The organism is Acidovorax sp. GBBC 1281, from assembly GCF_028473645.1.
GTDB lineage: Bacteria > Pseudomonadota > Gammaproteobacteria > Burkholderiales > Burkholderiaceae_C > Paracidovorax.
Genome location: NZ_CP097269.1, coordinates 4,315,851 through 4,341,600, shown reverse-complemented (window position 1 = coordinate 4,341,600; position 25,750 = coordinate 4,315,851). Strand labels below are relative to the sequence as shown.

Below are 25,750 nucleotides of genomic sequence, written 5' to 3'. Positions count from 1 at the left end.
GAACGCGCTTGGCTCGGCGGCGGCTTCAGTGCGGCAGCCCGGCGCGCCTGGGGATGCGCGGCGCCCGGGGTCAATCCGGCGCGGGTGCGGGCGCCGCCTGGAACAGCCGCTCGCCGATGAAGTCCACGAACGCCCGCACCTTGGGCGACAGCTGCCGGCTCGACGGCCACAGGGCCGAGAACTGCCCGGTGTGCACCAGGTGCGTGGCCAGCACCTGCCGCAGTTCGCCCCGCTCGATGGCATCCCGGGCCAGGAAGTCGGGCATGTACGCCACGCCCATGCCGGCGATGGCGGCACCGCGCATGGCCTCCATGTTGTTGCACACCAGCTCGGTGGGCAGCGGCTGCGGCAGGCCGGGCAGCACCCAGTCGTGCAGCTTGCCGCCGCTGGGAAAGCGAAAGATCAGACAGGCGTGCTGCGCCAGATCGGCCGGCACCTGCGGCGTGCCGCGCCGCGCCAGGTACTGCGGCGAGGCCACCAGCACGAAGCGAAACGGCCCCAGCCGGCGCGCGACCAGGCCCGAGTCGGGCAGATCGCCGCTGCGGATGACCACGTCCAGGCCTTCCTCCACCACGTCCACCAGGCGGTCGTTGAAGTCCAGCTCCAGCTCCACGTCGGGGTAGAGGGCCTTGAACTCGGGCAGCACCGGCAGCAGAAAGCGGTAGCCGATGACTGGCAGGCTCACCCGCAGGCGCCCGCGCGGGGCCTGCGCGGCCGCCTGCATCATCGCGCGGGCGTCCTGCAGCTCGTCCAGGATGCGGCGGCAGCGCTCGTGAAAGAGCGCGCCCTCCTGCGTGAGGCGCACCTGGCGCGTGGTGCGCTGGAACAGCCGCAGGCCGAGCTGCTGCTCCAGCCGCGCGATGTTCTTGCCCACGGCCGAGGCTGAGATGCCGAGCGCGCGCCCGGCCTGCGCAAAGCTCGACAGATCGGCTGCGCGCACAAACGATTCGAGTCCGCTGAAGCTGTCCATAGTGGGGTGGCAGTGGGGTGGATGGGATCGGATTGCCAACCCAGGGTTGGCAGTCTGGGGATGCTAGGGTCTATTTTCATCACATTGCATCGCTTTTATCGTTGGTGCGTGCGGGTGTCCTGAAGCCACCGGCACCCTCGTCCACCCCCTGAAAGCCGCTGTCCCCGCCATGTCCCCTGCCCACGCCCCCACCCCTGCGCACGCCACGGGGCCTGCGCGCCCCGCGTCCCTTCAACTCCTGGCCGTGTGCCTGGCCGCGCTGGCCATGCCCTTGAGCTTCACCGGCCCGGCCGTGGCCCTGCCCGCGTTGCGCGATGCATTGGGCGGCAGCCCGGTGCAGCTGGCCTGGGTCACCAACGCGTTCATGCTGGGCTTCGGCGCCACGCTGATGGCCTGCGGCGCGCTGGCCGATGCCTGGGGGCGCAAGCGGGTGTTCCTGTGCGGGGTCGGCGTGGTGGCGCTCAGCGCGCTGGGGCTGGCATGCGCCGGCGGCATCGTGGCCTTCAACCTGTGGCGCGTGCTGCAGGGCGTGGGCGCCGCGGCGGCGCTGGCCGGGGGCACGTCGGCCCTGGCGCAGGCCGTGCAGGGTCCGGCGCGTGCGCGGGCCTTCAGTTGGGTCGGCACGGCCTTCGGCGTGGGGCTGGCCTTCGGGCCCCTGCTGGCCGGGTGGCTGCTGGGGCACGGCGGCTGGCGGGCCGTGGCGCTCAGTGTGGCCGGGGTGGCGCTGGCCGCGGGCGCGGCCGGTGCGCGGTTCCTGCAGGATTCGCGCGATCCGGGCGCGGCCGGCGTGGACTGGCCAGGCGCGGTCCGCTTCACGGCGGCGCTGGCCCTGCTGACGCTGGGCGTACTGCAGGCACCCGGAAGCGGCTGGGCCAGCCTGCCCGTGGTGGCGGCGCTGGCGGGCGCCGCGGCCATGGCCCTGGCCTTCGTGCGCGCAGAGCGCCGCGTGCGGCACCCCATGCTGGACCTGTCGCTGTTCCGCTACCCGCGCTTCGTGGGCGTGCAACTGCTGGCGGCGGCTCCGGCCTATGCCTATGTGGTGCTGCTGGTGCTGCTGCCGGTGCGCTTCATCGGCATCGAGGGCCTGGGCGCGATGGCGGCGGGGCAGCTGATGCTGGCCCTGTCGGCGGCCATGCTGTGCGTGCCGCTGATGGCGGGGTGGCTCGCGCGCTGGTTGTCGGCGGCGGCGCTGTCCGCCGGGGGCCTTGCCCTGTGCGCGGCGGGGTTGTGGTGGCTGAGCGGTTGCGCGCCGGGCTCGCCGGTGGCGGCGCTGGTTTGGCCCCTGGTGCTGATCGGCGTGGGCATCGGCCTGCCCTGGGGGCTGATGGACGGGCTGGCCGTGAGCGTGGTGCCGCCCGAGCGCGCGGGCATGGCCACCGGCATCTTCAACACCGTGCGCGTGGCCGGCGAGGGACTGGCGCTGGCCCTGGTGAGCGCCGGGTTCGCGGCCCTGCTGGCCTCGCAGTGGCCGCAGGTGCCGGCGGCCGATGCGGCGCGCGCCGCGCAATCGCTGGTGGCGGGGGACCTGCCCCACGCCCGGGTGCTGCTGCCCCAGCTCTCGCAGGCCCAGCTGCTGCAGGGCTACGGCCACGCCTTCGCCGCCTTGCTTCGCGTGCTGGCCGGGGTGACCGTGTTCACGGCGGTGGCGGTGTTCGCCTGCCTGCGGGCGGGCGGCTCGCGCGGGCAGGCGCTTTCTACAATCGAGGGCTAGCCCTGCAACCCGCCGCCCGCCGACATGTCTCCACCCGAATCCCCGCCCGCTCCCGCCACCACGCCCTTCGAATGGATCGGCGGCGAGGAGAAGGTCCGCACGCTCGTGGACCGCTTCTATGACCTCATGGACCTGGAACCCGGCTACGCCGAACTGCGCGCCGCGCACGGCAGCACCCTGGCCGACGCGCGCGACAAGCTGTTCTGGTTCCTGTGCGGCTGGCTCGGCGGGCCCGACCATTACCAGAGCCGCTTCGGCCACCCGCGCCTGCGCGCGCGGCACCTGCCGTTCTCCATCGGCATCAAGGAACGCGACCAATGGGTCGCGTGCATGGACCAGGCCATGGGCGAGACCGGCGTACCCGCCGAACTGCGAACGCGCCTGCGCGAGAGCTTCATGGGCACGGCCGACTGGATGCGCAACCGCGGCGGGTGATGCCACCGGGTTGTTGTGGTTTGCTATGTTTTTTATAGCAATATGCCCTAGTATCGCTTGGTCTGGTGGGCCATATGGCTCGGCACCTTCCTGCCGGGCCGGACCTGGCGGCGGCGGTTGCGTAGGGGGGCACGGCCGCGGGCTGAAGCGCGCGGGCCAAGCGGGGGCGCGGCGCATCGGCGCAGGCCGGTGGCGCGTCACGACAGTGTCAAACGGCGCCATGACACTCTCGCCTTTACCCAACCCCCAGGCCATTGCATGCTGGATACCCTCCCACGCCAAGACCTCCCGCCGGCCACCCGCCGGACTGCCCTTGCTGCCTTCACCGCGATCGCGGCCGCCTCCCTGCTGGCCGCCTGCGGTGGCAGCGACGGCGACAACCACGCCGGCGCCACCGCCACGCTGGCCGTGCTGGAGACGACTGGGAACCTCTCAAAACCCATCCGGTCCCTTGTTGATCGAGAATGCGTGCTCCATCCTTTGCCATGATCACTCCCCGTAGCGCCCTGAAGTTCGACCTGTTCGCTGAGGCCTCGCGCCAACACAAGAGAGATGAGGTGGGCGATCCGCTGCAGGTGATCGCGCGGCACATCGACTTCGCAGAACTGGCCCGGCTGGTGGATGCCTTGATCGAACGCGGGGGTGGCCGCCGGGGCGGTCGGCCCGCCTACCCCACCGAGGTGATGGTGCGCATCCTGGTGTTGAAGCGGCTGTACAACCTGTCCGATGAGCAGATGGAGTATCAGTTGCTGGACCGGGGGAGCTACCAGCGGTTTTGCCTGTTGCAGGATGCGATGAACGTGCCGGACCGCAACACGATCTGGCGCTTTGGCGAGCGCCTTGGCGTGGGCGGGGCAACGGCCTTGTTCCAGGGGGTGGATGCCCAACTGCAGCGCCACGGCTACATCGCCCGGGGCGGGCAGGCCATTGATGCCACGCTGGTGCCCGCGCCCCGACAGCACATCGGCCAGCAGGAGCGGCGAACGCTGGCACAAGGCGGGCAGCCGGACTGGAGCCAAGCGCGACGCAGGCAAAAGGATGTGGAGGCCACGCACACGAAGAAGCACGGCAAAAGCCACTTCGGCTACAAGCTCAGCGTGAGCGTGGACCTCAAGCACGGCTTCATCCGCCGCCTCGCCACGGGCACGGCCAGCGAGCACGACGGGCACCACTTCGATGAGGTGCTGGACATGCACAACACCGGGCGGGCAGTGCATGCGGACAAAGCCTACCCGAGCCGCCAAAGGTGCCAGATGCTGAAAGTGCTGGGATTCGTGGATGCGATGCAGCGCCGTGCGCAGGCGGGCCGACCACAGAGCGAATGCCAGAAGGGGCGCAACCAGCGCATCGCAAAGAAACGAGCCAAGGTGGAGCACGTGTTCGCCGGTATCCGCCACCTGGGGGGCAAGTTCGTGCGCACCATCGGACAGGCGCGCGCCACGGTGGGGATGACGATGATGGCCGCCTGCTACAACATGAAGCGACTGGCCTGGTTCCTGCATCGGGGCGTGGATGCTTTCTTCAAGCCCGCCACTGGCAAGGCACAAGTGCGCCTGCAAACGGTGAAAGCCTGAGCCACCGGGCCTGCAAGGCCCCTCATGCACCCAGGCGCAGACCGTTGCTGGGCCTCATCACGCTCAAACGGCTACTGGCGCCCACTCCTCCCTATTCGGATTCGTCAAACATGGGGTTGTGAGAGGCTCCCGACTGACCTGCACTTCAACGTGCGCAGCTACGACTACTTCAAGCTCGCCGAAGACAAGAGCTACGGCTTCGAGCGCACCGCCACGCTGGTGCGCCAGGCGCGCAAGGAGTTCGCCAACACGCTGCTGGTCGACAACGGCGACACCATCCAGGGCACGGCGCTGGCCGACTACGAGGCGGTGGTCAAGGCCATCCCCTGCACGCAGCAGCTGTCCATGTACAAGGCCATGGGCGCCCTGGGCTTCGATGCCGGCACGCTGGGCAACCACGAATTCAACTATGGCCTGCCTTTCCTCAACCAGGTGCTGGGCGGCGGCATGGAGGTCGATGGCGTCGATGCCGCGCAAAAATGCGCCGGCGCCGGCTACCCCGCCGTGCTGGCCAACGTGTACAGCAGCAAGACCAAGAAGCCGCTGGTGCAGCCCTACACGATCTTGGAGCGCACGCTGGTCTCCAAGGGGGCGGACGGCAACGAGATCAAGCTGCCCATCAAGGTGGGCGTGATCGGCTTCACCACGCCCGGCATCATGAACTGGGACAAGCGCTACCTGGACGGCAAGGTGTACACGGAAGGCGCCGTCGAGGCCGCGCAGAAGTACGTGCCCGAGCTGCGCGCCAAGGGCGCCGACGTCGTCGTGGCGCTGCTGCACGGCGGGCTCGATGCGGGCGCCTACTCGGCCACCATGGAGAACCCCGGCCTGTACCTGTCCAAGGTGGCGGGTATCGACGCCATGGTCATGGGCCACCAGCACAGCGTGTTCCCCGACACCGCCGCCACGCCGGCCTATTCGCAGGCGGGCGTGGACAACAAGGCCGGCACCATCAACGGCGTGCCCGCCGTAATGGCCAGCTCCTGGGGCAAGGCGCTGGGCGTGATCCAGCTCGCCCTGAAATGGGACGGCACGGCCTGGGCCGTGGACAAGGCCGCCACCCGGAGCGAGCTGCGCAACATCCAGGGCAAGAACGCCTCGGGCGCCACCGTGTACGTGGACGCCGACCCCACCGTCGCCCCGCTGGTGGAGAAGCAGCACCAGGCCGCCATCGCCTATGTGAAGACGCCCATCGGCAGCACCGACTTCCGCATGAGCACGCTGTTCGCCGACGTGGGCGACCCCGGCGCGATCCAGATCGTGAACCAGGCCCAGCGCGACTACGTGGCCGCCTACGTGGCCGCCAACCTGCCGCAGTACGCGCAACTGCCCGTGCTGTCGGTGAGCGCGCCGTTCAAGTCGGGCTTCCAGGGCGGAACCGACTACACCGACGTGGCCACCGGGCCGCTGGCGATATACAACGCCGCCGACCTGTACCTCTACCCCAACACCGTGTACGCGGTGAAGGTGAACGGCGCCGACATCCAGGGCTGGCTGGAGGCCGCTGCCAAGCGCTTCAACCAGATCGACCCGGCCAAGACCGCCGAGCAGCCACTCATCAGCACCTTCCCCGGGTACAACTTCGACATGTTCACCACGGCCGACGTGCAGTACGAGATCGACGTCACGCAGCCCACCGGCCGCCGCATCAGGAACCTCACCTACAAGGGCCAGCCCATCAATGCGGCGCAGGAGTTCCTGATCGCCACCAACAACTACCGCGCCACCAGTGGCAAGAGCTTCATCGACAAGCTGGACGGCTCGGGCACCATCTGGGCCTCGCCGGACGCCAACCGCGACGTGGTGATCGACTACATCCGCAGAAACGCCAACGTCACCCGCGCGGCCAACGGCGCCGCCAAGAGCTGGCGCTTCACCAAGGTGGCCACGGCCGGCCCGGTCGTGTTCAGCTCCGGCGCCAACGCGCTGCCCGTGGCGCAGGCGGCGGGCCTGGCCAACATCACGCTGCTGGCGGCAGACGACGGCTCGGGCAAGGGCACCTCCAAGTACCGGCTCGACCTGTCGAAGTAGAAAACGCCAGCGCAGGGCGAGGCACACCTCCGCTGCCTGCCCTATTGCTATGTTTTCAATAGCAATATGCCGGCGATTCCATTGTGCTGGCAGGCTTTTTGGCGATCAGTGCGTTGGCAGGCCGGGGCTGCTGCGCCGCAGCACCGGCTGCAGCAGCACCACCAGCGCGCCCGCTCCGCCCTCGGCCGGGCGCGCCTGCACGAAGGCCAGCACCTCCTTCTTTTGCACCAGCCAGCTCTGCACGCGGCCCTTGAGCACCGGCGTCTTGCCGGGCGAGCCCAGGCCCTTGCCGTGCACCACGCGCACGCAGCGCAGGCCGGTGCGGTGCGCCAGTCGGATGAACTCGCCCAGGGCCTCGCGGGCCTCGTCGGTGCGCAGGCCGTGCAGGTCCAGCTGCCGCTGGATGCTCCAGTGGCCCGCGCGCAGGCGGCGCGTCACCTCCGGGCCGATGCCGCTGCGGCGGTAGCTCATCTGGTCGTCCACGTCCAGCAAGGTCGTCACGTCGAACTCGTCGCTGATCGATTCCATCAGCACGCGCTCTTCGTCCAGCGCGCGCTGCACGGGCAACGGCTCGGGCGGCGCGGCCCGGTGCCAGCGCCGGTCGTGCTGCCCGCGCAGGGCCTGCACCGGGCCCACCGCGGTCTCGAACAGCATCAGTTCGGCGCGCGCGCGGCGCGCGGCCTCCAGCCGCTCGCGCTGCAGCCGCGCCTCGCGCTCGGCCGCCTCCGCCAGGGCCTGGCGCAGCGGCTTCAGATCCTGGAAGGACTTCGCTTTCATGCGCCGGTTGTACCCCAAGTGCGGCCGCCCCCTGCGACGCGCGGGCAGTGCCCCGGGACCGCCGCGGGCCTTGCCCGCCGCCCCCGGTCACACCCAGCGGTCGTTCGGCGCCGTGCGCTCGCCCCCGCTGTCGCCCGTGTTCAACACGCCGCGCGGCTCCACCAGCATCAGCCACACCTCGCCCAAGGCGCAGGGCCGGTGCTCGGTGCCCCGGGGCACCACGAACATCTCGCCGGCGTTCAGCTCCAAGTCGCCGTCGCGCAGTTCGATGCGCAACCTGCCTTGCACCACGAAGAACGCCTCGTCGGTATCCGCATGGCAGTGCCAGATGAACTCGCCGTCGATGCGGGCCAGCTTGAACTGGTAGCCGTTCATCTCGGCCACCACGCGGGGTTGCCAGAGCGCATCGATCAGCGAGAACTTGTGCGCCAGGTTGATCGCCGCGTGGCTGGCGGGGGCCGATGGCACGTTGGCGGTGAAGGGGGCGGTGGCGGTGGAGGGGGTCGTGGCTTTTGGCATGCGGGGGCTTTCTGGTCGAAGGGAAAGCGCCCAGGTTAGGCAACTCAGGCCCCCGCGTCTTGCACGATCGTGCACGCATCGGCCGGGCCGGCCTGCATGCGCAGCCATCGGGCCGGCGGCACCCCGAACGCCTGGGTGAACCGCCGCGTCATGTGGCTCTGGTCGAAAAAGCCCGCCGCATCGGCCGCCTGCGCCGCACCCAGGCCCTGGCGCATGAGCGCGCGCGCCAGGTCCAGGCGCCGCAGCGTCAGGTAGCGGTAGGGGCTGGTGCCGAACAGCGCCCGGAAGTCGCGCGAAAGGCGCCAGCGGTCCTGGCCGCTGGCGCGTTCCAGGTCGGCCAGCGTCACCGGCGTTGCCGCGCGCACATGGTCGTGCAGGAACTGACGCGCGCGCTCGGCGGCGGCGGCATCGCAAACCCCGCGGCGGGAGGGCTGGCCGGCCGCCGCGCACAGGCCCTGGGCCAGGTCGAACAGCGCGTCCTGCTCCTGCAGCGGATCGAGCGGCCCATCCATGCGGTGCAGCAGCGCCTGGATGGGCGCTGCCAGCCGCGGGTCGTCGCTGACGCCGCCGGCCACGAAGGGCAGCGCCCGCCCGCCCAGCATGGGCTGCAGCAGCGCGGGCGGCACGTACACCATGCGGTAGCGAAAGCCCTCGCCCGTGCCGGCATGGCCGTCGTGCAGCTCATCGGGGTGCAGAACCATGCTCTGCCCCGGCAGGCTGTGGCGGCCCGCGCGCTGGTAGCGAAAACTCTGCACACCCGCCAGCGTGCGCCCCAGGGCATACGTGTCGTGCCGGTGCGGCGCATACCCGTGGCCCTGGAAATACGCCTCGATGCACGGCAAGCGATCGCCGTCGCCCGCCTGCACGACCCAGTCCCGGCGCGTGGGCAGTCCGTCGGCGCTCATGGCTCGGATCGCGCGGGCGCGGGCTCGGGCGCGGGATTGGGCGGCGGCACCGCGGCCGCGTCCCGGTACTCCGCCGCGATGAACTGCGTGGCCTGCGCGGGATTGAAGTTGTCGTCGCTCACGAACACGATCACCCGCCCACCCCCGGCCAGCGGCGGGCCCCAGGCCATGCCCTCCAGGTTGTCCAGCGGGTCCGCGCCCAGTTGGTCCAGGTCGGCCACCAAGGCTTTGGGCACGGCGGTGTGGTTGCGCGCGCCTTCGGTCTGCAGCGCCTCCAGCGCGAGCGTGTTGCTGCCCGCGCGCGTGTCGATGCGGTACAGCCGCGCGGAAAAACCCGCACCCGCGCTGTAGCTGCGCTCCAGCACCAGCAGGTGGTGCGGCCCGTCGGCGAGCACCTCGCTCACGCCGTTCAGCTGTGGTCCCCACGGGATGCGCCGTGCGCTCGGCACCGCGTCCGGCACATAGGCGATCTGCCGCAGGGGCCGGCCACTGGCCACGTCCATCGCCGTGATGCGCAGCGGCCCGCCCGGGGCCTCGGGCGTGGGACGCGGGCCGTCCTGGACCCAGGCCGTTTCCATGGCCAGCCAGGCCGTTCGGCCGTCCGGCGACAGCGCCAGTCCTTCCAGCGTGGCATTGGCGCGCGGCCCGCGCCGGAAGTCGGGCACCCGCCCGAACACCGTGGGCAAGGGCAGCTCGCGCACCCAAGCGCCATCGGCCCGGTGTTCGCGCCACTGCGGGCCGAAGCCACGCGCGAAGTCGCCCTCGCTGGTCCACAAAAAAGTGTGCCCGCCCGGCAGCCAGCGCACCGCTTCGGCATCGGGCACGTCCACATCGGGCGCGGCCTGCCGCGGCGAAGGGTAGGGCGCGCCACTGGCCTGGCGCAGCGGTGCGGTGCCGGTGATCGCGGGGGTCTCCAGGTGCGTGGCGGTGTAGCGCAGCGTCGCGGTGTAGATGCGCGCCGGCTGCAGGGCCGAGCGGTCGTCGCTGATGAGCAGCCAGCGGTCCTGCACCGGGTCGTAGTCGATGCCCGAGATGCCGCCGAAGGTCGTGCCCAGCACCTCGGTGCCGGGGGCGATGGCGGCGGTGCCGATCAGGCGCAGCGCGGCAGGCGCAGCCGCGTCTTGCACCCGGTGGCCCTGCGCGCCGGTGCATGCGGCAAGCGCAGCCGCGGCGGCCATGGCGCAAGCGGCGCATGCGGCGCACCAGCCCCGTGGGCTGCGAGGCAGTCGTCTGAAAAGGGTGTCGGGCATGGCGCGCAGATTAGAGCGTGTTATGAACTTTGCTCCGTGAGAGCGAAGCCAAGGGTAGAGTTTGCAGATGCCCCGCAAGCCCTACCCAACAGACGTCAGCGATGAAGAATGGAGCTTCGCTGCGCCTTACCTGACCCTGATGGACCAGCACGCGCCCCAGCGCGAGCATGATCTGCGAGAAGTCTTCAACGCGCTGCGCTGGCTGGTGCGCGCGGGAGCGCCCTGGCGGATGCTGCCCAACGATCTGCCGCCCTGGGAAGCGGTTTACCAGCAGAGCCGGCGGTGGCTGGATGCGGGCTGCTTCGAGGCCATGGTCTCTGATCTGCGCTCCATCATCCGCGTGGCCCAAGGGCGCCAGGGCCAGCCCAGCGCCGTGGTGATGGACGGGCGAACGCTGCAATCGAGTTGCGAGAGTGGCCCACGTGCAGGCTATGACGGCTACAAACGCAAGCGAGGCAGCAAGGTGCACATGGCCGTGGACACGCTGGGCCATCTCCTGGCGGTACATGTCACGCCGGCCGACGAGCAAGAGCGCGCTCAGGTGCACCAGTTGTGCGAGGACGTGCAGCAGGCCACTGGCCATACGGTGCAACGGGCCTGGGCAGACCAAGGCTACACGGGTAAGGCGGCATCCAAGGCGGCGCAGGACAACGGCATCGATCTGCAGATCGTGAAGCTGCCCGAGGCGAAGAAAGGCTTTGTACTGCTGCCGCGGCGCTGGGTGGTGGAGCGAAGCTTTGGTTGGCTGGCGAGGTTCCGCAGGCTCTCCCGGGACTATGAGCGGTTGCCGCAAGTGCTCGGCGGGCTGCATTTTCTGGTGTTTGCAGTGCTCATGTTGCCCGCCGCTGCACGGGGGCTAGCTGCGGCGGGAAGTTCATAACACGCTCTAGTGGTGTGAACCGGAAGTTCGTATGCAGAACTCTGCAACGGACTGAAGGATTTGATCGGCCGTCTTGGTCCAGACGAAGGGCTTGGGATTGACGTTGTTGGTAGCCACGTAGGCGCGGATGGCGTTCTCCAGGGCGCGGGTCGAGGGGAATCTCCCGCGCTTGAGCCGACGCGCCGTGAGGATCGAGAACCAGCATTCCACCAGGTTGATCCAAGAGGCCGAGGTGGGCGTAAAGTGCAGGTGCACACGCGTATGCCTGAGCAGCCAGCGCTGGATGATCGGGCTCTTGTGGGTGCTGGCATTGTCGAGCACGAGATGCAGTTCGAACTCCGCGGGCGTGGCACGTTCGACGGTCTGCAGGAAGTGACGGAACTCCACGCTGCGATGACGTCGGTGGACCTCGGCGATGACCGTGCCGGCCTTGACATCGAGGGCGGCAAAGAGGTCTGTCGTGCCGTGTCTCAGGTAGTCATGCGTGTGGCGCTCCGGCTGGCCCGGTTGCATGGGTATGGCCGGAGCGGTATCACTGTGGGCCTGGATGGAGGGCTTCTCGTCCACGCACAGCACCAGAGCGCGCTCGGGTGGATGCAAGTACAACCCCACGATGTCACGCACCTTGTCGACGAAGTACGGGTCGGTGGAGAGCTTGAAGCCTTCGGTGCGATGCGGCGCCAATGCAAAGGCACGCCAGATGCGCGAGATGGTGGTCTGGCTCAGTCCCAGATGAGCGGCGAGCGTACGGGTGGACCAATGGGTGGCATTCTCTGGCACGGTCTCCAGCGTCGTGGTGATCACGGCCTCGACCTGCTCGTCCAGGATCGTGCGCGGAGCGCCTGAGCGGGGTGCATCGTCGAGGCCGGCAATGCCATGCTGGGCAAAGCGCCGACGCCACTTCGACACCGTCATCAGGCTCAAACCCATGGCTTCGGCAATCGCCGTGTTGGTCGCTGCTGAATCGGCACAGGCCAGCACGATGCGTGCTCGCAGCGCCAAGGCCTGGGCGGTCTTGCGACGGCGTGACCAACCGAGCAACACAGCTCGGTCGGCTTCGCTCAACTCGATAGCAACGGCATGCGGTCGGGCCATGATGTGCTCCCGGGCTGCAAAAAACAGCCGCCAGAAACACATCATAGAAGTTCATGCGAATCTCTGGTGCACACCACTAGGCGGCACCGGGGCGCAAGAGCGTCGTCAACGGGCCGAGCAGGCCTGCTCCTTGACCCATTCGATGGTCTGGCCTTTGACGCACCACTGCGTGTCGAGTACCCAGTCGTTGGACCACTTGTTGGGGTTGCCCCGCAGGATGTTGCAGGGGTGGTAGCCCAGGCTGGGCATGAAGAAATGCTGGGCGATGCCCATGATGGGAACCAGCCACAAGCCAACGAATGCGCCCAGCATCACGATGATCATGGCTTGTTCGACCGGTTTGACGATGCGTTCATTCAAGGGAATGGCGCGCATGCCGCCTAAGACCATCCCCAGAATCAGTAACGCTGCTAAAAACGGGCTCACTATCATGCCCGGTGCGACTTGCACTGCAGGCGCACGGTGTGTGATGTCTACGATGGTCGGCACCATGATTTCTGTCGTCATCCAGAAGCAGCCTGCAATTGCTGCCGAAAAAAGAGGAATGATCCCAAGCAACCCCTTGCGGAGTTTTTGAATGGCGAACATGGTTGGATCGATGGTGCGCGCGTCGCGCGCACGCTTTCGGCGTGGTCGTGTACCGGACATGAATCGTTCTCCAGCGCAATCAGTATGCTGGCATGACGCTATTTAATTAATAGCAAAAAGGCGGGATGTTGCAGCGATCGCCTCTATGGCGTGCCGGGATGACGGGCTATGCGCGCTTGCTCGTTCACCCAGTCCAGGCTCTTGCCTTTGACGCACCAAGCAGGGTCACGCACCCCACATGGTGGGGTGGCCCTCTAATTCCGAACACATCGAGTAACCGATGCCGGGCATGTAAAAGCGTTGGATGACCGAGGTGGCCGGGATTAGGAACATGGCCACGAATCCACCTAAAACTGCTGCCTGGAATGCGCGTTCGAAAGGCTTGATCGCGTGGTCACTCACGGGAACCGCTCGCAGGCATCCCACGATGATTCCCAACAGAGAGAACGCCGCGCAAAACGGCGCAACCCAAACCCCGGGCGTGATTCGAACAGTGGGAGCGCGATTCTCGATATTCACGATGGCAGTCACTAGGGGGAGCCTCTCACAACCCCATGTTTGACGAATCCGAATAGGGAGGAGTGGGCGCCAGTAGCCGTTTGAGCGTGATGAGGCCCAGCAACGGTCTGCGCCTGGGTGCATGAGGGGCCTTGCAGGCCCGGTGGCTCAGGCTTTCACCGTTTGCAGGCGCACTTGTGCCTTGCCAGTGGCGGGCTTGAAGAAAGCATCCACGCCCCGATGCAGGAACCAGGCCAGTCGCTTCATGTTGTAGCAGGCGGCCATCATCGTCATCCCCACCGTGGCGCGCGCCTGTCCGATGGTGCGCACGAACTTGCCCCCCAGGTGGCGGATACCGGCGAACACGTGCTCCACCTTGGCTCGTTTCTTTGCGATGCGCTGGTTGCGCCCCTTCTGGCATTCGCTCTGTGGTCGGCCCGCCTGCGCACGGCGCTGCATCGCATCCACGAATCCCAGCACTTTCAGCATCTGGCACCTTTGGCGGCTCGGGTAGGCTTTGTCCGCATGCACTGCCCGCCCGGTGTTGTGCATGTCCAGCACCTCATCGAAGTGGTGCCCGTCGTGCTCGCTGGCCGTGCCCGTGGCGAGGCGGCGGATGAAGCCGTGCTTGAGGTCCACGCTCACGCTGAGCTTGTAGCCGAAGTGGCTTTTGCCGTGCTTCTTCGTGTGCGTGGCCTCCACATCCTTTTGCCTGCGTCGCGCTTGGCTCCAGTCCGGCTGCCCGCCTTGTGCCAGCGTTCGCCGCTCCTGCTGGCCGATGTGCTGTCGGGGCGCGGGCACCAGCGTGGCATCAATGGCCTGCCCGCCCCGGGCGATGTAGCCGTGGCGCTGCAGTTGGGCATCCACCCCCTGGAACAAGGCCGTTGCCCCGCCCACGCCAAGGCGCTCGCCAAAGCGCCAGATCGTGTTGCGGTCCGGCACGTTCATCGCATCCTGCAACAGGCAAAACCGCTGGTAGCTCCCCCGGTCCAGCAACTGATACTCCATCTGCTCATCGGACAGGTTGTACAGCCGCTTCAACACCAGGATGCGCACCATCACCTCGGTGGGGTAGGCGGGCCGACCGCCCCGGCGGCCACCCCCGCGTTCGATCAAGGCATCCACCAGCCGGGCCAGTTCTGCGAAGTCGATGTGCCGCGCGATCACCTGCAGCGGATCGCCCACCTCATCTCTCTTGTGTTGGCGCGAGGCCTCAGCGAACAGGTCGAACTTCAGGGCGCTACGGGGAGTGATCATGGCAAAGGATGGAGCACGCATTCTCGATCAACAAGGGACCGGATGGGTTTTGAGAGGTTCCCCTACGACTGGGTCAATGACGATGGCCGAAACAACATCGGGTCATGGATCGAAGCCGCAGCAAAGGCCGCAGGCCGATGATCTGATCGCTGATGGCGCGTTGCAAGGGCAAAAACCAGAGAGATCAGCGCTGCTTGCGGCCAGCATCAACTGGTAGCAGCTACTGCGCGTCTCACGCTTCTCAAGGCGTCACAAAGGACGCCTGGACCTACGGCATAGGCGCTGCCTTGGGCCACTTGGCGGTGCCTGGAGTCGGTGGTGTGGTCGCCGGCGCCGCCGCCAGCAAGTTCTTCTCTTGGCTTGCCGAATCGGACGGAACGCGGCCACCACGCGTTTTTGTCAGTTTCGACTTTGACAACGATCAGCAACTCAAGCATCTGTTGATCGGACAGACTAAGCGAAAGAACCTGCAGTTCTCTGTGGTCGATGGTTCCTTGAAAGAGGCTTCTCCTGAGCCGCGCTGGAAAGAAGCGGCGCTAATGGAGATCCGTCGATGCGACGTTGTCGTCGTACTGCTGGGGCGCTACACGCACAGGGCGCCCGGTGTGCTGGCCGAGGTGGCTATGGCTCGGGCGGAAGGGAAGCCTATCGTGCAATTGGTCGGAAGCCGAGTAGGCCGCTACGCTCGCGTGCAGGGGGGCGGTAGGGTCATGGCCTGGACACAGGCCAACCTTACGAGGTTATTCGGCGGCATTTGAACGTGTCGATTGACGTAGCGCTGCCGTTATGAGCTGCAGCTTCTGGCCTGCCACATCATTCCGGCCGACTATCGCTTCATAGCCGATAGCTGCCAATAGACGAATCCGCCTTTTACTGCTGCAACTAGCCTCAAGCGGTAGGCCCATCACTTTTACACTTTTGAATTCCGTAGAACTGGACACAGACGGTTGACGCAAATCTCGGGATGCAGCAGGGTCTCAAGGCGAATGGCGAATGGCGAATGGCGAATGGCGAATGGCGAATGGCGAAGGCTGGCCCATCTAGCTCAGAGCGGCCTCGAGCCTGAAGGCGCGGAATTTCCGCATTGACTATCAACACCATCTCGTCAAGCATCCCAGCCCATGGCAGACGCAATTTTCTTCAGCCATGGGGCGACAGCCTTCTGGCATGGACGAGTGCGCAGGAGTATTTTGCTCGGGAAGAAGAGCGATATGGCTGGACCTCAATGACAGAACTGGCTGAAGTAGACCAGGTATTTCAGGGTGGTCTAGGGATGTTCTGCACGAATCGTTTAGGCCGGTGTTTCAGTCGATCTGAAGTCGCTAGAGGCGCGGCCATCAATCTGTGGTACCCAGCGCATTCTTATCGTGCGGGTTTTGGGCACTGCGGTGTGCCATTTGCAGGCCTCACGCTTGTCACACATGCACCTATCCCATTGCCAGCAGCTTGTGCCTGGCCATCCACAGGTTGCCCAGCGCGAACAGCGTGACGATCTGCAGCGTATTCTTCCTCAGTCCCCGGTAGCGCACCTTCTCATACCGGCGGATCACGCCACGCTGTGCAATTCAATGGCACAACAGGTCAACCACAAGTGCGTGCAGCGTCTGATGCAAAAGATGGGGCTACGTGCGTTGATCCGGGCGAAGAAGCGCTCCTGGCATGTCCCGGAAACGAACGATGCGCACGTACCCAACGTTCTGCATCGCGACTTCTGCGCGACCGCGCCGAACCAGAAATGGGCGACCGATGTCACCGAGTTCAATGTAAGCGACCAAAAGCTCTACCTGTCGGCCTGCATGGACCTGTACAACGGCGAGATCGTCGCGTACCGCATGGCAAGGCGGCCGGTCGTCGAGATGGTTTCCAGCATGCTTGAGGCCGCGCTATCGCGGACCAATTGCGTCGCAGGCCTGATCGTGCATTCCGACCAAGGTTGGCACTACAAGATGCAGCCCTACCGAGCGATGCTCGTGCGACGCGGAGTCGAGCAAAGCATGAGCCGCAAGGGCAACTGCTTCGACAACGCGGCGATTGAAAGCTTCTTGGGCACCCTGAAAGCCGAGTATTTCCATCTCGAAAGGCCCGATAGCATTGATGCGCTCGAAGCGGGCGTGCATGATTACGTCCACTACTACAACCACGAGCGCATCAAGCTCCGGCTGCAGGGGCTCAGTCCGGTGGAATACCGACTGAGAAACACCGCCTGATTGGCGGCAAGGCAAACGTCCAACTTCTGGGGGGCAGTTCAACCCGGGGCGATTCAGCGGGCATGTTTGCATGCTCTCTGATGCATGTTGCTAGTCTTCATTTCTGATACTGCAAGTTATCAGAAGTGAGAATTCTGAGATGTCAGATACATTCGCACAGCCCCTGGGGCAGGGCTCTTAGCCACTGGGGATGCTCGCGTCAAGCCTTCCTCTTTCCATGTCGGGGACGGTCAAGTGCTTTGAAGAGTTCCGAGAAATCTAGTTCTAGTGACTCCACGATTCGGGCGACATTGAGAAGCGCGACATTGCGCTCGCCCCGTTCGACCCCGCCCATATAGCTCCGATCAATTCCGCATTGATCGGCGAATGCCTCCTGAGAGAGCCCTTTTGCTTTTCGCTGCTGCCTAACCGCTTCTCCAAAGGCGACAAGTACGTCGGCCTTCTGCTTCTTCTCATGAGGTGGAGTTGTCATGGCTCAATGCTCCCCTTATGAGGACAAAAGTGCCACGGTCTATGAGAACGCGGTTGAAAAGTACGCGGACTATGGGTATCATTTGTGCCTGGATAGTCGCTTGTAAATTGGCGAGGCTCAAAGGATTTCATAGCATTTCGTGGAGGACAAATATGAATCTCAAAGTCGGAGGACCGCGCATCGCGCTGTTGGCGCTCATGCTTCTAAATTGGGGAAGTTCGAGGGCTGAAGGTGTCACTCAGCCAAGTTCCATGGCCTCCTTACTCCGCGATGCGTCAACTTCGCCAAAGACGGAGAACCCAGAAGTGGTCCTGCATTTGGCCGCTGAAGCTGCTCAACGTGACCTTGATCCGAAGGTAAACGGTTCTGTTCATGACATTCGAGCAACTACTGTGACGACAGAGGGAGGAGGGCCACCTGTGCCCAAATCCGTTTCAGTACGTCGAGATTTCTGACCTCATGAAGCTCAAGAAACGTCGCTCCTTGGCTTGTTCCGTCGCAGCCGCAGCCTTGACCTGGGTCGGTGCCTCACACACGCAACTCCCTCAACAACCCCAGGACAGGACCAACGCCATCGCAACCTACGAGGTGCTCGGCGTGCGTCTGGGCATGCCCGAAGCCGAGGCCATTGCGGCCGTCAGATCACGCTTCCCAGCCGGCACCAAGAATGCCAACGGCCAAGTGGTTACCCTCCGGATCACTGGCTACCAACTGACGAACCCCCGCACGAATGCGAAGGTGCGCGCTGGGGTGCGCATCGACCTGCATCCCGACGTAGCGAGCAATTTCGACTTCGTCAAAATCTTCGTCTACGCCGGAAAAATCTGGGCCGTCTGGCGCGACGACAGCGCCGGGCGCTACAGCATCGTTGTTGGTTGCGAGCAGGCGCGATGCGCCGATATTTTCTACGTAGAAACTTGCCGGACCTTTTGCGTCGGCTGACCATCACATGACCCTCTGGTGCTTGAATTTTGAGCAACATTTCCGCCACCTTTGTCACCCGATTCGGCCCTCGAACCTCTTTCTGCTCGATAGCATTGGACGCATGCGTTGACCCTGGCGTCGTTGTTGGTCCAAGGGGCGGTGGCGGAACCGCAGGGTGTTGTTCAGCACATCTCTGCTGCGGCCCTGACAGCCGCGGCTCCTGGTCAAACCGGAGGGTCGCCGCATGTCTCGATGCCTCCTGTTTGACCGCTCTTGAGCGTTCACAGGGGGGCCATAGCCTCTTGCAATCCAGCAAAAACTTGCCTTCATGCATTGACGTCGTAACACCGCCTATGTCGGATCCGTTATCAGGCCCGCCGTTTTCCCCAGACAACCGAGTTGGATCTCGATCTCTCAGACTGCGCGCTGCCCTCAGCCATCGCCCCAGCGCCGGCGACAGCTGCCGCATCGATTTCGCCAGCACTTCCGCCGCGATCACCATCTCTGTGACCACCGGCGCCCACCCTCGACCTCGTCAACTCCTCGATCGTCTTCCTTGATTCATGGCTGCTGCGTTTCGGTTAGCCACGGCAGTGCCGCTGGAGGCGGTGGCACTTACTAGCGTCACCCCGGCGGGCAATACGTTTGTGAACTCATTGCCAGGGTTGTTAGCCAGCGCGGCAGGCCCGCTGTTTGTGAGCACCAGTGTGTAGGTGGCTGTACTGCCTGGGATGAACGCGCCTGCGACGGTCTGGGTTGCTGTGACATAGGGCGCTGGTGCGAGCGACACCCGCAGAGTGAACGAGTCAGCGTTCAGGCCTGTGCCCCAGGTCCACACATACGTGCCAGGCGTCGCGCCAAGACCTGCCAGGGTGGTCGCGTTCCAAACAGCACCACCGGAAAGGGGAGAGCCCGAAACGTAGCCCTGCGGAACAAACAAGAAGCCTGAAGTGCCGCTGAGAGCCACACGCTGGCCAGACGAGCTGGAGGCAAAAACAAGAGTCCTTGATCCATACGAGGCGGGCCCAGTAAAGCCTGTAAATCTGTCAGCATTGACCGTTGTACCGTAGGCAACAGAACCCACTGCAGGCCGCATCTGCGACGAGAAACCGAAGACAGGCCCAGCAACAGTTAGCGCTGTTGTGTTCACCGGGCCGCTGCCGGTCACCTCCACGTTCGGTCCGTTCTCGTACATGAAGGCAACGTGTGCCGCGTGTGATGCCACCGCACAGGTCACCAGGGCGGCCGCCGCCGCAAGTCGCGTGATTTTCATGGAGCTTTGTCTGCCCTTTTAAGAGGATCGAGAAGGACGCCCTTATTGGGGTCGCCTCAGAATTCGGAAAATAAAGCACGCTAAGCCGTTGCCCGTCATCCAAGGGGCGATGGCCCGGCTCAGTACGAGCTAAGTCTGCCTGCGTACCTTCTCCACTGTGCAAATCCCTGCACTCGTCTGGAGAAGCATCATGTACCGCTACACCAAACTTTCCCTTCTGGCCGTTGCCATCGCTGCAAGCGGCGCGGTCGCCTACGCCGCCAATGGCGGTATGGAAAACGACGCCCTGGCAATCAGCAAGGCAAAGATTCCCCTCACACAGGCGGTCACCGTCGCCGAGCAGCACGCCAATGGCAAGGCGTCACGTGCCGAGTACGAGAACTCGAAGCAAGGCTGGGTCTATGACGTGGAGGTCGTCAGTGGGGCCAAGGTCTTTGATGTCCGGGTCGATGCCGACAAGGGCACGGTCATGTCGTCTGCCGAGGACAAGGCGGATCACGATGACGACCACGACAAGCGGGATTGACTCCCGACAGTATGGCCGGATCGTTTCCATCGGAGGCAATCCGGCCAGGAGACTTCATGGAACATCTCAACCAAACATTCTTCCTATGGCTCAACGCGCCTGAACACCCGAATGCTCTGATGGTGACGCTGGTCACCTTCTTTGCGGAATGGCTCATCTGGGCCATCCCGATCCTGATCGGCATCGGCTGGCTGCGTGGCAGCGGAGGCACCCGCAAGGCCATGCTCATCGCAACCGCATCGGCATTGCTGGGCTTGTTCATCGACCAGGTCATCGGCTTGGCCTGGTTCCATCCCCGGCCATTCATGATTGGCCTGGGCCACACTCTCATCCCTCATGTTGCCGACTTGTCATTCCCGAGCGATCACCTGACGCTGTGGTGGGCAGTTGCCTTCAGCCTCGTGCTGCAACGAGGCCCACGAATTGCAGGCTTGGCTTTGGCTTTTTTGGGCGTCCCCATCGCCTGGGCGCGCATCTACCTTGGAGTGCATTTCCCATTCGACATGCTCGGAGCCATCGCCGTTGCTGCGCTCTGTGCCTGGCTGATGTTGCGTGAAGCGCGCTGCTATCTGAAGCCGAGCTACCAACTCGCCACCGGCATCCATCGCTGGCTCTTCGGCAGGTTGATCGCGCTCGGATGGGTGCGCGAGTGAGCCTATGGGCGGGCTAAGTCAGCCCGTTCAAACTGCTTGCAAACCATTTCACCTCGGCAGGAGAACACCATGAACAAATTGCCCACGATCAGCGCCACAGGTTGGCTCAATAAGGTCCCGGAAGTCGCGCTGTCGTTCTGGATCATCAAGATCATGTCCACCACGGTGGGTGAGACGGGAGCCGATTTCCTGGCGGTCAACGCAGGTTGGGGCCAAGGCGTGACTCGAACCGTCATGGCGGCGCTATTGGCAGCCGCCTTGTTCATGCAGTTGCGTACCCGCCGCTATACCCCTTGGATTTACTGGCTGACGGTGGTACTAGTCAGCGTGGTCGGCACCCAGATCACCGATCTGCTGACCGATGGCCTTGGTGTCAGCCTGTACATCAGCACCTCGGCGTTCGCAGTTGCGCTCGCCACAATCTTCTTCGTCTGGTATCGGGTCGAGCGCACCCTGTCCATCCACGACATCGTAACGCGCAGCCGGGAGCTGTTCTATTGGGCTGCCATCCTATGCACGTTTGCGCTGGGCACGGCTACTGGCGACCTGGCGACCGAGGCATTGGGTCTGGGCTTTACCTGGGGTGCCTTGGCATTTGGCGCACTGATTGGCATCACCTATGCCGCCTGGCGCATGGGCGGCAACGCCGTTCTGACCTTCTGGATCGCCTACATCTTGACCCGCCCCTTTGGGGCGGCGCTTGGCGACTTGCTGACACAGGCCAAGACCTATGGCGGCCTTGGCATGGGTGCCATGTGGACAAGCGTCTTGTTCCTCACGGTGATCGTCATGCTGGTGGCCGTCGCGCAGATCGGCATGAATGGACGCCGTTCGGCCCAGATCGTCGAATAACCCTCTTCGCTCTACACAAGGAGAAAAACATGTTCATACAGCCCTCAATCGCTCGCCCTGTTGCCGCCATTTCGGCCACCGTGCTCTTGGCTCTCGCGGCTGGTTGTTCCAAATCTGCCGACCAGAACAACGTAAGCACAGCATCAACTACACCGGCCCAGACTGTCTCGGCCTCACAAGGCAAAACTGCCTCCCAACTGGGTGACCTGTCGGCCTTCCGCAGCATCGCCACCGATGTCGCCGCCATCGTTGACAAGGGCGACCTGCCCGCAGCCAAGGCACGCATCAAGGACTTGGAAGTCGCATGGGACTCGGCTGAGGCTGGCTTGAAACCACGGGCAGCCGATGACTGGCATGTGCTCGACAAGGCCATCGACAAGTCGCTTGCGGCGCTTCGTGCCGACACGCCAAGCCAAGCTGATAGCAAGGCAGCGATGGATGCCCTTCTAAAAACCTTCAACACGCTCGAAGGAAAGTGAGCGCGCCATGAAAACATCCACTGAACACGCACTGGCCAAGGTGCCCGAAGTCACGCTGGGCTTCTGGCTCATCAAGATTGCCGCCACGACGCTCGGCGAAACCGGCGGCGATGCGGTCTCGATGTCCATGAATCTGGGCTACCTAGTCGGCACGGCCATCTTCGCGGCGATCTTCCTGGCTGCCGTGGTCGCGCAGGTCAAGGCCAAAGGCTTCCATCCCTTGCTGTACTGGACCACCATCATCGCCACGACCACGGTCGGCACGACGCTGGCCGATTTTGCGGATCGCTCGCTCGGTATCGGGTACGCTGGCGGTTCGAGTTTGCTGCTGGTCTTGCTGCTCGGCTCGCTCTTCGTCTGGCATCGCACCCTCGGCTCCGTGTCGGTGAGCACGGTCAGCTCGCCCAAGGCAGAAGCCTTCTACTGGCTGACGATCATGTTCTCCCAGACGCTGGGCACCGCGTTGGGCGACTGGACGGCTGATACGGCGGGTTTGGGATACACGGGTGCAGCCGTCGTGTTCGGCGGCCTGCTCGCGCTGGTCGTGGTGGCCTACTACTGGACGGGCGTGTCCCGCACGCTGCTGTTCTGGGCGGCGTTCATCCTGACTCGCCCGCTAGGTGCCGTGGTCGGGGACTTTCTGGACAAGCCGCTGAGCGCGGGTGGTCTGGCGTTGAGCCGCTATTCAGCATCGGCCGCACTGTTGGCCTTCATGCTGACTGCGATCCTGCTGTTCCGGCAACGGGCCGCCAGAACGGCACATTGAACGACGATTGAACGGAGGGGGAATGCGGGTATTGCTGGTCGAAGACGATCCCATGATCGGTGACGCGATCCAGGGCGCATTGAAGGATGCGTCCTACGCCGCTGACTGGGTGAAGGACGGGCAGACCGCGCTCACCACGCTGGGCTGCCAGCACTACGACCTGGTGCTACTCGACCTCGGTCTGCCCGGCCAAGATGGGCTGGAAGTCCTGGCCAGCATCCGTGCTAGAGACAACCCGATTCCCCTGCTCATCATCACGGCGCGTGACGGCCTGGATGACCGTCTGCGCGGCCTGGATGGCGGGGCCGACGACTATGTGTCTAAGCCCTTTCAGATGGCGGAACTGCTGGCCCGGATGCGCGCTGTTCTGCGCCGCAAAGGTGGCACGGCAGCACCCGTGCTCAGCAACGGCGTGGTGACGCTCGACCCGGCCACCAAAGAGGCTTGTGCCAATGATGGCCCCCAAGTGCAACTGTCCAACCGCGAGTTCTCACTACTGCAAGCCTTGCTGGTTCGGCCCGGTGCCATCCTTTCGCGCAGCGAACTCGAGGATCGCATCTATGGCTGGGGCGAAGAGGTCGAAAGCAATGCCGTCGAATATCTGATCCACGCACTGCGGCGCAAGCTCGGTGGCGAGGTCATCAAGAACGTCAGGGGGTGCGGATGGATGGTCTCAAAAAGCGCTTGAACGAATCGGTTCAGCTCAAACTGTCTTTCACACTCTCGCTAGCCATCCTCGTGGTGGCCATCGTGGCGGGCATCTTCTCGTTTCTGTCCGCCTTCGATGAAGCTCACGAGTTACAAGACGACGTACTGCGCCAGGTGGCGCAGCTCATGGATCATCAGCGCCTGTCGCCTGCCGTGCCGAACACTGATACTCGTCTCAAAGATGCCGATGAAGAATCGCGGGTGATCGTCCAGCGCTTGGGTGAGGTCAGTCCCTATGCGGTAGGCGTGGATGCAGGCGGCGTGCTCCCGCTCCCGGCGACTTTGTCGGATGGATTGCACACGCTGGAAGTTGGTGGCGAGACGTTTCGCGTGCTGGTCAAGACCACGGCGAGCGGCGAACGCGTCGCTGTGGCTCAGGAGTCCGGCTTCCGCAATGAGATTGCCCGCGACGGGGCACTGCGCACGGTGATGCCTTTCCTGATTCTCGTGCCGGTGCTGCTGTTGATCGTTGCTGACCTTGTGCGCAAGATGTTTCAGCCCATCGCGGCGCTGTCCAAAGAAATAGACCAGCGGGCAGAGCAGGAACTGCATCCCGTCGAAGACCGCCACCTTCCGGTCGAGGTACGTCCGTTTGCCGTGGCGATCAATCGCCTGCTCGCTCGTGTCGGCCAGTCGATGGAATCTCAGCGCCGCTTTGTGGCGGATGCCGCGCACGAGCTACGCTCGCCGCTGACCGCCATGTCGCTGCAAGCAGAACGGCTCGCGGAAGCGGAAATGTCCAGCGTGGCACGCGAACGGCTGACGGTTTTGCGCCAAGGGATCGAGCGCGGCCGCAGCCTGCTCGATCAACTTTTGACCTTGGCTAAGGCGCAGTCGGCCACCGACCTGCCGAAGTCGCCGGTATCTGTCCAGAGCATCTACCGCCGCGTGCTGGAAGACCTCATGCCGCTGGCCGAGGCCAAGCACATCGACATCGGTGTCGAAGGCACGCTGGACGCCGAAGTGTGGGCAAGCGAGCTGAACATGATCGCTGTGATCAAGAACCTAGTCGATAACGCCATCCGCTACACGCCGGAGGGAGGGCGTGTTGATCTCTCTGTGGGTGTCTCGGAAGGGATGGCCGTACTACGTATTCAGGACAGTGGGCCTGGCATTCCGTTGGCTGAACGGGAACGGGTGTTTGATCCCTTCTACCGCACGCTGGGGAGCGAGCAGATCGGCTCGGGCCTGGGGCTGTCCATCGTCCAGACGATTGCCCATCGCATTGGTGCTGAAATCAGCCTCGATTTCGTGAATGAAATTCAGCAGACCGGCTTAAACGTTGTCGTTATCGTTCCCATGGGCGCTGTTGCACAAATCGAATTGCAGACGGCATGACCCTAACCCCAGACGGACCTATGCCACAGCAGTCACCGACACGGTGTGAGGACGGCCGATCTGACTGAACCGATTGAGCAAGGCCACGCGGACATGCAGCTCCACAACCTGGCGGTCGAACGTGCGCGCGATCACCCGTTCGCCCAGTCGCTTGAAGCAGTGCATCTTCGTCTCCACAAGGCTGCGCCGGTGGTAGCCGCTCCACTTCTTCCAAATGCCGCGACCCAGGCGCTGGCACGCCCGAATGGCCTCATTACGATGCGCCGAGCCCGGACTCGACTTCTTCCAATGGCTGGCGTTCTTGCGGGGCGGGATCACCGCCATCGCGTGCCGCTCGGCAATGGCGTCCAGGCAGGCGCGCGTGTCGTAGGCGCCATCGGCACTGACGCTTTCGATGGATTCGTCAGTGGGAATCTGAGCCAGCAACCCGGGCAACATCGGCGCATCCCCAATGGCGTTGCTGGTCACCTCGATGGCGCGTATTTCCAGCGTCTGCGCGTCGATGCCCAGATGGACCTTGCGCCATTCGCGCCGGTATTCAGCACCATGCTTCTTGCGTTTCCACTCTCCTTCGCCCAGGAACTTGATGCCGGTGCTGTCCACCAGCAACTGCAGCGGCGAGTTGGTTCGCTGGTAGCTCAGTTCGACCTGCAAGGTCTTTTGGCGCCGGCAAACAGTGCTGAAGTCAGGTACCGGCCAGTCCAGCTTTGCCAGCCGCAGCAGGCTCTGCACCATGCCCAGCGCCTGTCGCAAGGGCTGGCCGAACAGGCACTTGATGCTCAGGCAGAACTGGATTGCTGCGTCCGAGAAGGTTCGGCTGCGTCCACGCCTGCCGGTCGGCGTGCCAAACCACTGCATGCCCTCATCTAGCCACATCGTCAACGAGCCTCGCGCTTTCAGCGCCGCGTTGTACGCCTTCCAGTTCGTCGTGCGGTACTTGCTCCGCTGCCTGTTCTTCGTCTCTGTCACGCAGTCAGTCTACGGGCATCAGCATCGCGATTTGTGCAACAAAGCCGGTCAGACAGGCGCAGCGTGCAATCGAGTACCGCCATTCCATCGAGT

Annotated in this window: 28 protein-coding genes and 2 pseudogenes; 17 read left to right on the top strand and 13 right to left on the bottom strand. The window is 64.5% G+C overall.

Going from position 1 to position 25,750, the window contains the following annotated elements:
- Window positions 1-70: 70 nt before the first annotated feature.
- Complete coding sequence (locus tag M5C96_RS20360) at window positions 71-970, bottom strand: LysR family transcriptional regulator (protein WP_272564963.1); 900 nt, start codon at window positions 968-970, stop codon at window positions 71-73.
- A 265-nt stretch (window positions 971-1,235) separates the two neighbouring features.
- Between M5C96_RS20360 and M5C96_RS20355 the strand changes: the two genes are divergently transcribed.
- The 5 genes and pseudogenes from M5C96_RS20355 to M5C96_RS20335 all read left to right on the top strand — a co-directional run.
- Window positions 1,236-2,681 carry an MFS transporter gene (locus M5C96_RS20355; RefSeq protein ID WP_272569792.1) on the top strand — a complete coding sequence of 482 codons (1,446 nt, stop codon included), beginning with the start codon at window positions 1,236-1,238 and terminating at the stop codon, window positions 2,679-2,681.
- 24 nt (window positions 2,682-2,705) lie between these two features.
- Window positions 2,706-3,116, top strand: coding sequence for a group II truncated hemoglobin (locus tag M5C96_RS20350; protein ID WP_272564961.1), 411 nt, complete (start codon window positions 2,706-2,708; stop codon window positions 3,114-3,116).
- A 258-nt stretch (window positions 3,117-3,374) separates the two neighbouring features.
- A complete protein-coding gene (locus M5C96_RS20345) occupies window positions 3,375-3,605 on the top strand; it encodes a hypothetical protein (protein ID WP_272564959.1) in 231 nt (76 codons plus the stop codon).
- Window positions 3,605-4,690 (top strand): IS5 family transposase, encoded by a 1,086-nt coding sequence (locus M5C96_RS20340; RefSeq protein WP_272569564.1) that lies wholly within the window; start codon window positions 3,605-3,607, stop codon window positions 4,688-4,690. Before M5C96_RS20345 ends, M5C96_RS20340 begins: the two co-directional genes overlap by 1 nt.
- A gap of 132 nt (window positions 4,691-4,822) precedes the next feature.
- A pseudogene (locus M5C96_RS20335) lies at window positions 4,823-6,721 on the top strand (bifunctional 2',3'-cyclic-nucleotide 2'-phosphodiesterase/3'-nucleotidase); the annotation flags it as partial.
- Window positions 6,722-6,826: 105 nt separating this feature from the next.
- On the opposite strand, the gene M5C96_RS20330 reads toward M5C96_RS20335, so the two are convergent.
- The 4 genes from M5C96_RS20330 to M5C96_RS20315 all read right to left on the bottom strand — a co-directional run bounded on the left by M5C96_RS20330 (window position 6,827) and on the right by M5C96_RS20315 (window position 10,100).
- Window positions 6,827-7,498 (bottom strand): Smr/MutS family protein, encoded by a 672-nt coding sequence (locus tag M5C96_RS20330; RefSeq protein WP_272564958.1) that lies wholly within the window; start codon window positions 7,496-7,498, stop codon window positions 6,827-6,829.
- Window positions 7,499-7,585: 87 nt separating this feature from the next.
- A complete protein-coding gene (locus M5C96_RS20325; RefSeq protein WP_272564956.1) occupies window positions 7,586-8,017 on the bottom strand; it encodes a cupin domain-containing protein in 432 nt (143 codons plus the stop codon).
- A gap of 44 nt (window positions 8,018-8,061) precedes the next feature.
- On the bottom strand, window positions 8,062-8,922 hold the full coding sequence (locus M5C96_RS20320; protein WP_272564955.1) for an AraC family transcriptional regulator: 861 nt from the start codon (window positions 8,920-8,922) through the stop codon (window positions 8,062-8,064).
- The gene (locus tag M5C96_RS20315; RefSeq protein ID WP_272564954.1) at window positions 8,919-10,100 is read right to left on the bottom strand and encodes an esterase-like activity of phytase family protein; all 1,182 of its coding nucleotides are present in this window, start codon (window positions 10,098-10,100) and stop codon (window positions 8,919-8,921) included. Before M5C96_RS20315 ends, M5C96_RS20320 begins: the two co-directional genes overlap by 4 nt.
- A gap of 139 nt (window positions 10,101-10,239) precedes the next feature.
- Here M5C96_RS20315 and M5C96_RS20310 point away from each other — a divergent pair, with 139 nt between their 5' ends.
- Entirely contained in the window at window positions 10,240-11,052 is an 813-nt protein-coding gene (locus M5C96_RS20310; RefSeq protein WP_272563729.1) for an IS5 family transposase, read from the top strand.
- Between the two features lie 6 nt (window positions 11,053-11,058).
- On the opposite strand, the gene M5C96_RS20305 is transcribed toward M5C96_RS20310, so the two are convergent.
- The 4 genes from M5C96_RS20305 to M5C96_RS20290 all read right to left on the bottom strand — a co-directional run bounded on the left by M5C96_RS20305 (window position 11,059) and on the right by M5C96_RS20290 (window position 14,487).
- A complete protein-coding gene (locus M5C96_RS20305; protein ID WP_272564207.1) occupies window positions 11,059-12,147 on the bottom strand; it encodes an IS630 family transposase in 1,089 nt (362 codons plus the stop codon).
- A 105-nt stretch (window positions 12,148-12,252) separates the two neighbouring features.
- Window positions 12,253-12,735, bottom strand: a complete 483-nt coding sequence (locus tag M5C96_RS20300; protein WP_272564952.1) for a hypothetical protein — start codon at window positions 12,733-12,735, stop codon at window positions 12,253-12,255.
- Between the two features lie 225 nt (window positions 12,736-12,960).
- Window positions 12,961-13,254, bottom strand: a complete 294-nt coding sequence (locus M5C96_RS20295; RefSeq protein ID WP_272564950.1) for a hypothetical protein — start codon at window positions 13,252-13,254, stop codon at window positions 12,961-12,963.
- 147 nt (window positions 13,255-13,401) lie between these two features.
- A complete protein-coding gene (locus tag M5C96_RS20290) occupies window positions 13,402-14,487 on the bottom strand; it encodes an IS5 family transposase (protein ID WP_272569564.1) in 1,086 nt (361 codons plus the stop codon).
- A gap of 79 nt (window positions 14,488-14,566) precedes the next feature.
- Here M5C96_RS20290 and M5C96_RS20285 point away from each other — a divergent pair, with 79 nt between their 5' ends.
- Together M5C96_RS20285 and M5C96_RS20280 are read left to right on the top strand one after the other, a co-directional pair.
- Window positions 14,567-14,707 (top strand): hypothetical protein, encoded by a 141-nt coding sequence (locus tag M5C96_RS20285; protein WP_272564949.1) that lies wholly within the window; start codon window positions 14,567-14,569, stop codon window positions 14,705-14,707.
- A 103-nt stretch (window positions 14,708-14,810) separates the two neighbouring features.
- Entirely contained in the window at window positions 14,811-15,248 is a 438-nt protein-coding gene (locus tag M5C96_RS20280; protein ID WP_272564947.1) for a TIR domain-containing protein, read from the top strand.
- 669 nt (window positions 15,249-15,917) lie between these two features.
- On the opposite strand, the pseudogene M5C96_RS20275 reads toward M5C96_RS20280, so the two are convergent.
- Window positions 15,918-16,028: pseudogene (locus M5C96_RS20275) on the bottom strand (IS5/IS1182 family transposase); the annotation flags it as partial.
- Here M5C96_RS20275 and M5C96_RS20270 point away from each other — a divergent pair.
- Entirely contained in the window at window positions 15,984-16,697 is a 714-nt protein-coding gene (locus M5C96_RS20270; RefSeq protein ID WP_272569790.1) for an IS3 family transposase, read from the top strand. The pseudogene M5C96_RS20275 and the gene M5C96_RS20270 sit on opposite strands and share 45 nt — an antisense overlap.
- Before the next feature lie 199 nt (window positions 16,698-16,896).
- Here M5C96_RS20270 and M5C96_RS20265 read toward each other — a convergent pair whose 3' ends face one another.
- Window positions 16,897-17,169, bottom strand: coding sequence for a helix-turn-helix domain-containing protein (locus M5C96_RS20265; protein ID WP_272564946.1), 273 nt, complete (start codon window positions 17,167-17,169; stop codon window positions 16,897-16,899).
- Window positions 17,170-17,628: 459 nt separating this feature from the next.
- Here M5C96_RS20265 and M5C96_RS20260 point away from each other — a divergent pair, with 459 nt between their 5' ends.
- Window positions 17,629-18,111, top strand: coding sequence for a hypothetical protein (locus M5C96_RS20260; RefSeq protein ID WP_272564945.1), 483 nt, complete (start codon window positions 17,629-17,631; stop codon window positions 18,109-18,111).
- 517 nt (window positions 18,112-18,628) lie between these two features.
- Here the strand turns inward: M5C96_RS20260 and M5C96_RS20255 are convergent.
- On the bottom strand, window positions 18,629-19,366 hold the full coding sequence (locus tag M5C96_RS20255) for a hypothetical protein (RefSeq protein WP_272564944.1): 738 nt from the start codon (window positions 19,364-19,366) through the stop codon (window positions 18,629-18,631).
- Between the two features lie 190 nt (window positions 19,367-19,556).
- Between M5C96_RS20255 and M5C96_RS20250 the strand changes: the two genes are divergently transcribed.
- The 7 genes from M5C96_RS20250 to M5C96_RS20220 all read left to right on the top strand — a co-directional run bounded on the left by M5C96_RS20250 (window position 19,557) and on the right by M5C96_RS20220 (window position 24,688).
- Window positions 19,557-19,892, top strand: a complete 336-nt coding sequence (locus M5C96_RS20250) for a PepSY domain-containing protein (RefSeq protein ID WP_272564943.1) — start codon at window positions 19,557-19,559, stop codon at window positions 19,890-19,892.
- A gap of 56 nt (window positions 19,893-19,948) precedes the next feature.
- Complete coding sequence (locus M5C96_RS20245; RefSeq protein WP_272564942.1) at window positions 19,949-20,545, top strand: undecaprenyl-diphosphatase; 597 nt, start codon at window positions 19,949-19,951, stop codon at window positions 20,543-20,545.
- 69 nt (window positions 20,546-20,614) lie between these two features.
- Complete coding sequence (locus tag M5C96_RS20240) at window positions 20,615-21,397, top strand: COG4705 family protein (protein WP_272564941.1); 783 nt, start codon at window positions 20,615-20,617, stop codon at window positions 21,395-21,397.
- A 29-nt stretch (window positions 21,398-21,426) separates the two neighbouring features.
- The gene (locus tag M5C96_RS20235) at window positions 21,427-21,876 is read left to right on the top strand and encodes a hypothetical protein (protein WP_272564940.1); all 450 of its coding nucleotides are present in this window, start codon (window positions 21,427-21,429) and stop codon (window positions 21,874-21,876) included.
- 7 nt (window positions 21,877-21,883) lie between these two features.
- The gene (locus M5C96_RS20230) at window positions 21,884-22,642 is read left to right on the top strand and encodes a COG4705 family protein (protein WP_272564939.1); all 759 of its coding nucleotides are present in this window, start codon (window positions 21,884-21,886) and stop codon (window positions 22,640-22,642) included.
- A gap of 22 nt (window positions 22,643-22,664) precedes the next feature.
- Window positions 22,665-23,330, top strand: a complete 666-nt coding sequence (locus M5C96_RS20225) for a response regulator transcription factor (protein WP_272564938.1) — start codon at window positions 22,665-22,667, stop codon at window positions 23,328-23,330.
- Window positions 23,306-24,688: a sensor histidine kinase gene (locus M5C96_RS20220; protein WP_272564937.1), complete on the top strand. Its 1,383-nt coding sequence runs from the start codon at window positions 23,306-23,308 to the stop codon at window positions 24,686-24,688. Before M5C96_RS20225 ends, M5C96_RS20220 begins: the two co-directional genes overlap by 25 nt.
- 18 nt (window positions 24,689-24,706) lie before the next feature.
- On the opposite strand, the gene M5C96_RS20215 is transcribed toward M5C96_RS20220, so the two are convergent.
- Window positions 24,707-25,657, bottom strand: coding sequence for an IS5 family transposase (locus M5C96_RS20215; RefSeq protein ID WP_272563652.1), 951 nt, complete (start codon window positions 25,655-25,657; stop codon window positions 24,707-24,709).
- Window positions 25,658-25,750: the final 93 nt, after the last annotated feature.

Coding starts and splice junctions, on each gene's coding strand:
- M5C96_RS20360 (WP_272564963.1), bottom strand. CDS start 970: ATGGACAGCTTCAGCGGACTCGAATCGTTTGTGCGCGCAGCCGATCTG.
- M5C96_RS20355 (WP_272569792.1), top strand. CDS start 1,236: ATGCCCTTGAGCTTCACCGGCCCGGCCGTGGCCCTGCCCGCGTTGCGC.
- M5C96_RS20350 (WP_272564961.1), top strand. CDS start 2,706: ATGTCTCCACCCGAATCCCCGCCCGCTCCCGCCACCACGCCCTTCGAA.
- M5C96_RS20345 (WP_272564959.1), top strand. CDS start 3,375: ATGCTGGATACCCTCCCACGCCAAGACCTCCCGCCGGCCACCCGCCGG.
- M5C96_RS20330 (WP_272564958.1), bottom strand. CDS start 7,498: ATGAAAGCGAAGTCCTTCCAGGATCTGAAGCCGCTGCGCCAGGCCCTG.
- M5C96_RS20325 (WP_272564956.1), bottom strand. CDS start 8,017: ATGCCAAAAGCCACGACCCCCTCCACCGCCACCGCCCCCTTCACCGCC.
- M5C96_RS20320 (WP_272564955.1), bottom strand. CDS start 8,922: ATGAGCGCCGACGGACTGCCCACGCGCCGGGACTGGGTCGTGCAGGCG.
- M5C96_RS20315 (WP_272564954.1), bottom strand. CDS start 10,100: ATGGCCGCCGCGGCTGCGCTTGCCGCATGCACCGGCGCGCAGGGCCAC.
- M5C96_RS20310 (WP_272563729.1), top strand. CDS start 10,240: ATGCCCCGCAAGCCCTACCCAACAGACGTCAGCGATGAAGAATGGAGC.
- M5C96_RS20305 (WP_272564207.1), bottom strand. CDS start 12,147: ATGGCCCGACCGCATGCCGTTGCTATCGAGTTGAGCGAAGCCGACCGA.
- M5C96_RS20300 (WP_272564952.1), bottom strand. CDS start 12,735: ATGTTCGCCATTCAAAAACTCCGCAAGGGGTTGCTTGGGATCATTCCT.
- M5C96_RS20285 (WP_272564949.1), top strand. CDS start 14,567: ATGACGATGGCCGAAACAACATCGGGTCATGGATCGAAGCCGCAGCAA.
- M5C96_RS20265 (WP_272564946.1), bottom strand. CDS start 17,169: ATGACAACTCCACCTCATGAGAAGAAGCAGAAGGCCGACGTACTTGTC.
- M5C96_RS20260 (WP_272564945.1), top strand. CDS start 17,629: ATGAAGCTCAAGAAACGTCGCTCCTTGGCTTGTTCCGTCGCAGCCGCA.
- M5C96_RS20255 (WP_272564944.1), bottom strand. CDS start 19,366: ATGAAAATCACGCGACTTGCGGCGGCGGCCGCCCTGGTGACCTGTGCG.
- M5C96_RS20250 (WP_272564943.1), top strand. CDS start 19,557: ATGTACCGCTACACCAAACTTTCCCTTCTGGCCGTTGCCATCGCTGCA.
- M5C96_RS20245 (WP_272564942.1), top strand. CDS start 19,949: ATGGAACATCTCAACCAAACATTCTTCCTATGGCTCAACGCGCCTGAA.
- M5C96_RS20240 (WP_272564941.1), top strand. CDS start 20,615: ATGAACAAATTGCCCACGATCAGCGCCACAGGTTGGCTCAATAAGGTC.
- M5C96_RS20235 (WP_272564940.1), top strand. CDS start 21,427: ATGTTCATACAGCCCTCAATCGCTCGCCCTGTTGCCGCCATTTCGGCC.
- M5C96_RS20230 (WP_272564939.1), top strand. CDS start 21,884: ATGAAAACATCCACTGAACACGCACTGGCCAAGGTGCCCGAAGTCACG.
- M5C96_RS20225 (WP_272564938.1), top strand. CDS start 22,665: ATGCGGGTATTGCTGGTCGAAGACGATCCCATGATCGGTGACGCGATC.
- M5C96_RS20220 (WP_272564937.1), top strand. CDS start 23,306: ATGGATGGTCTCAAAAAGCGCTTGAACGAATCGGTTCAGCTCAAACTG.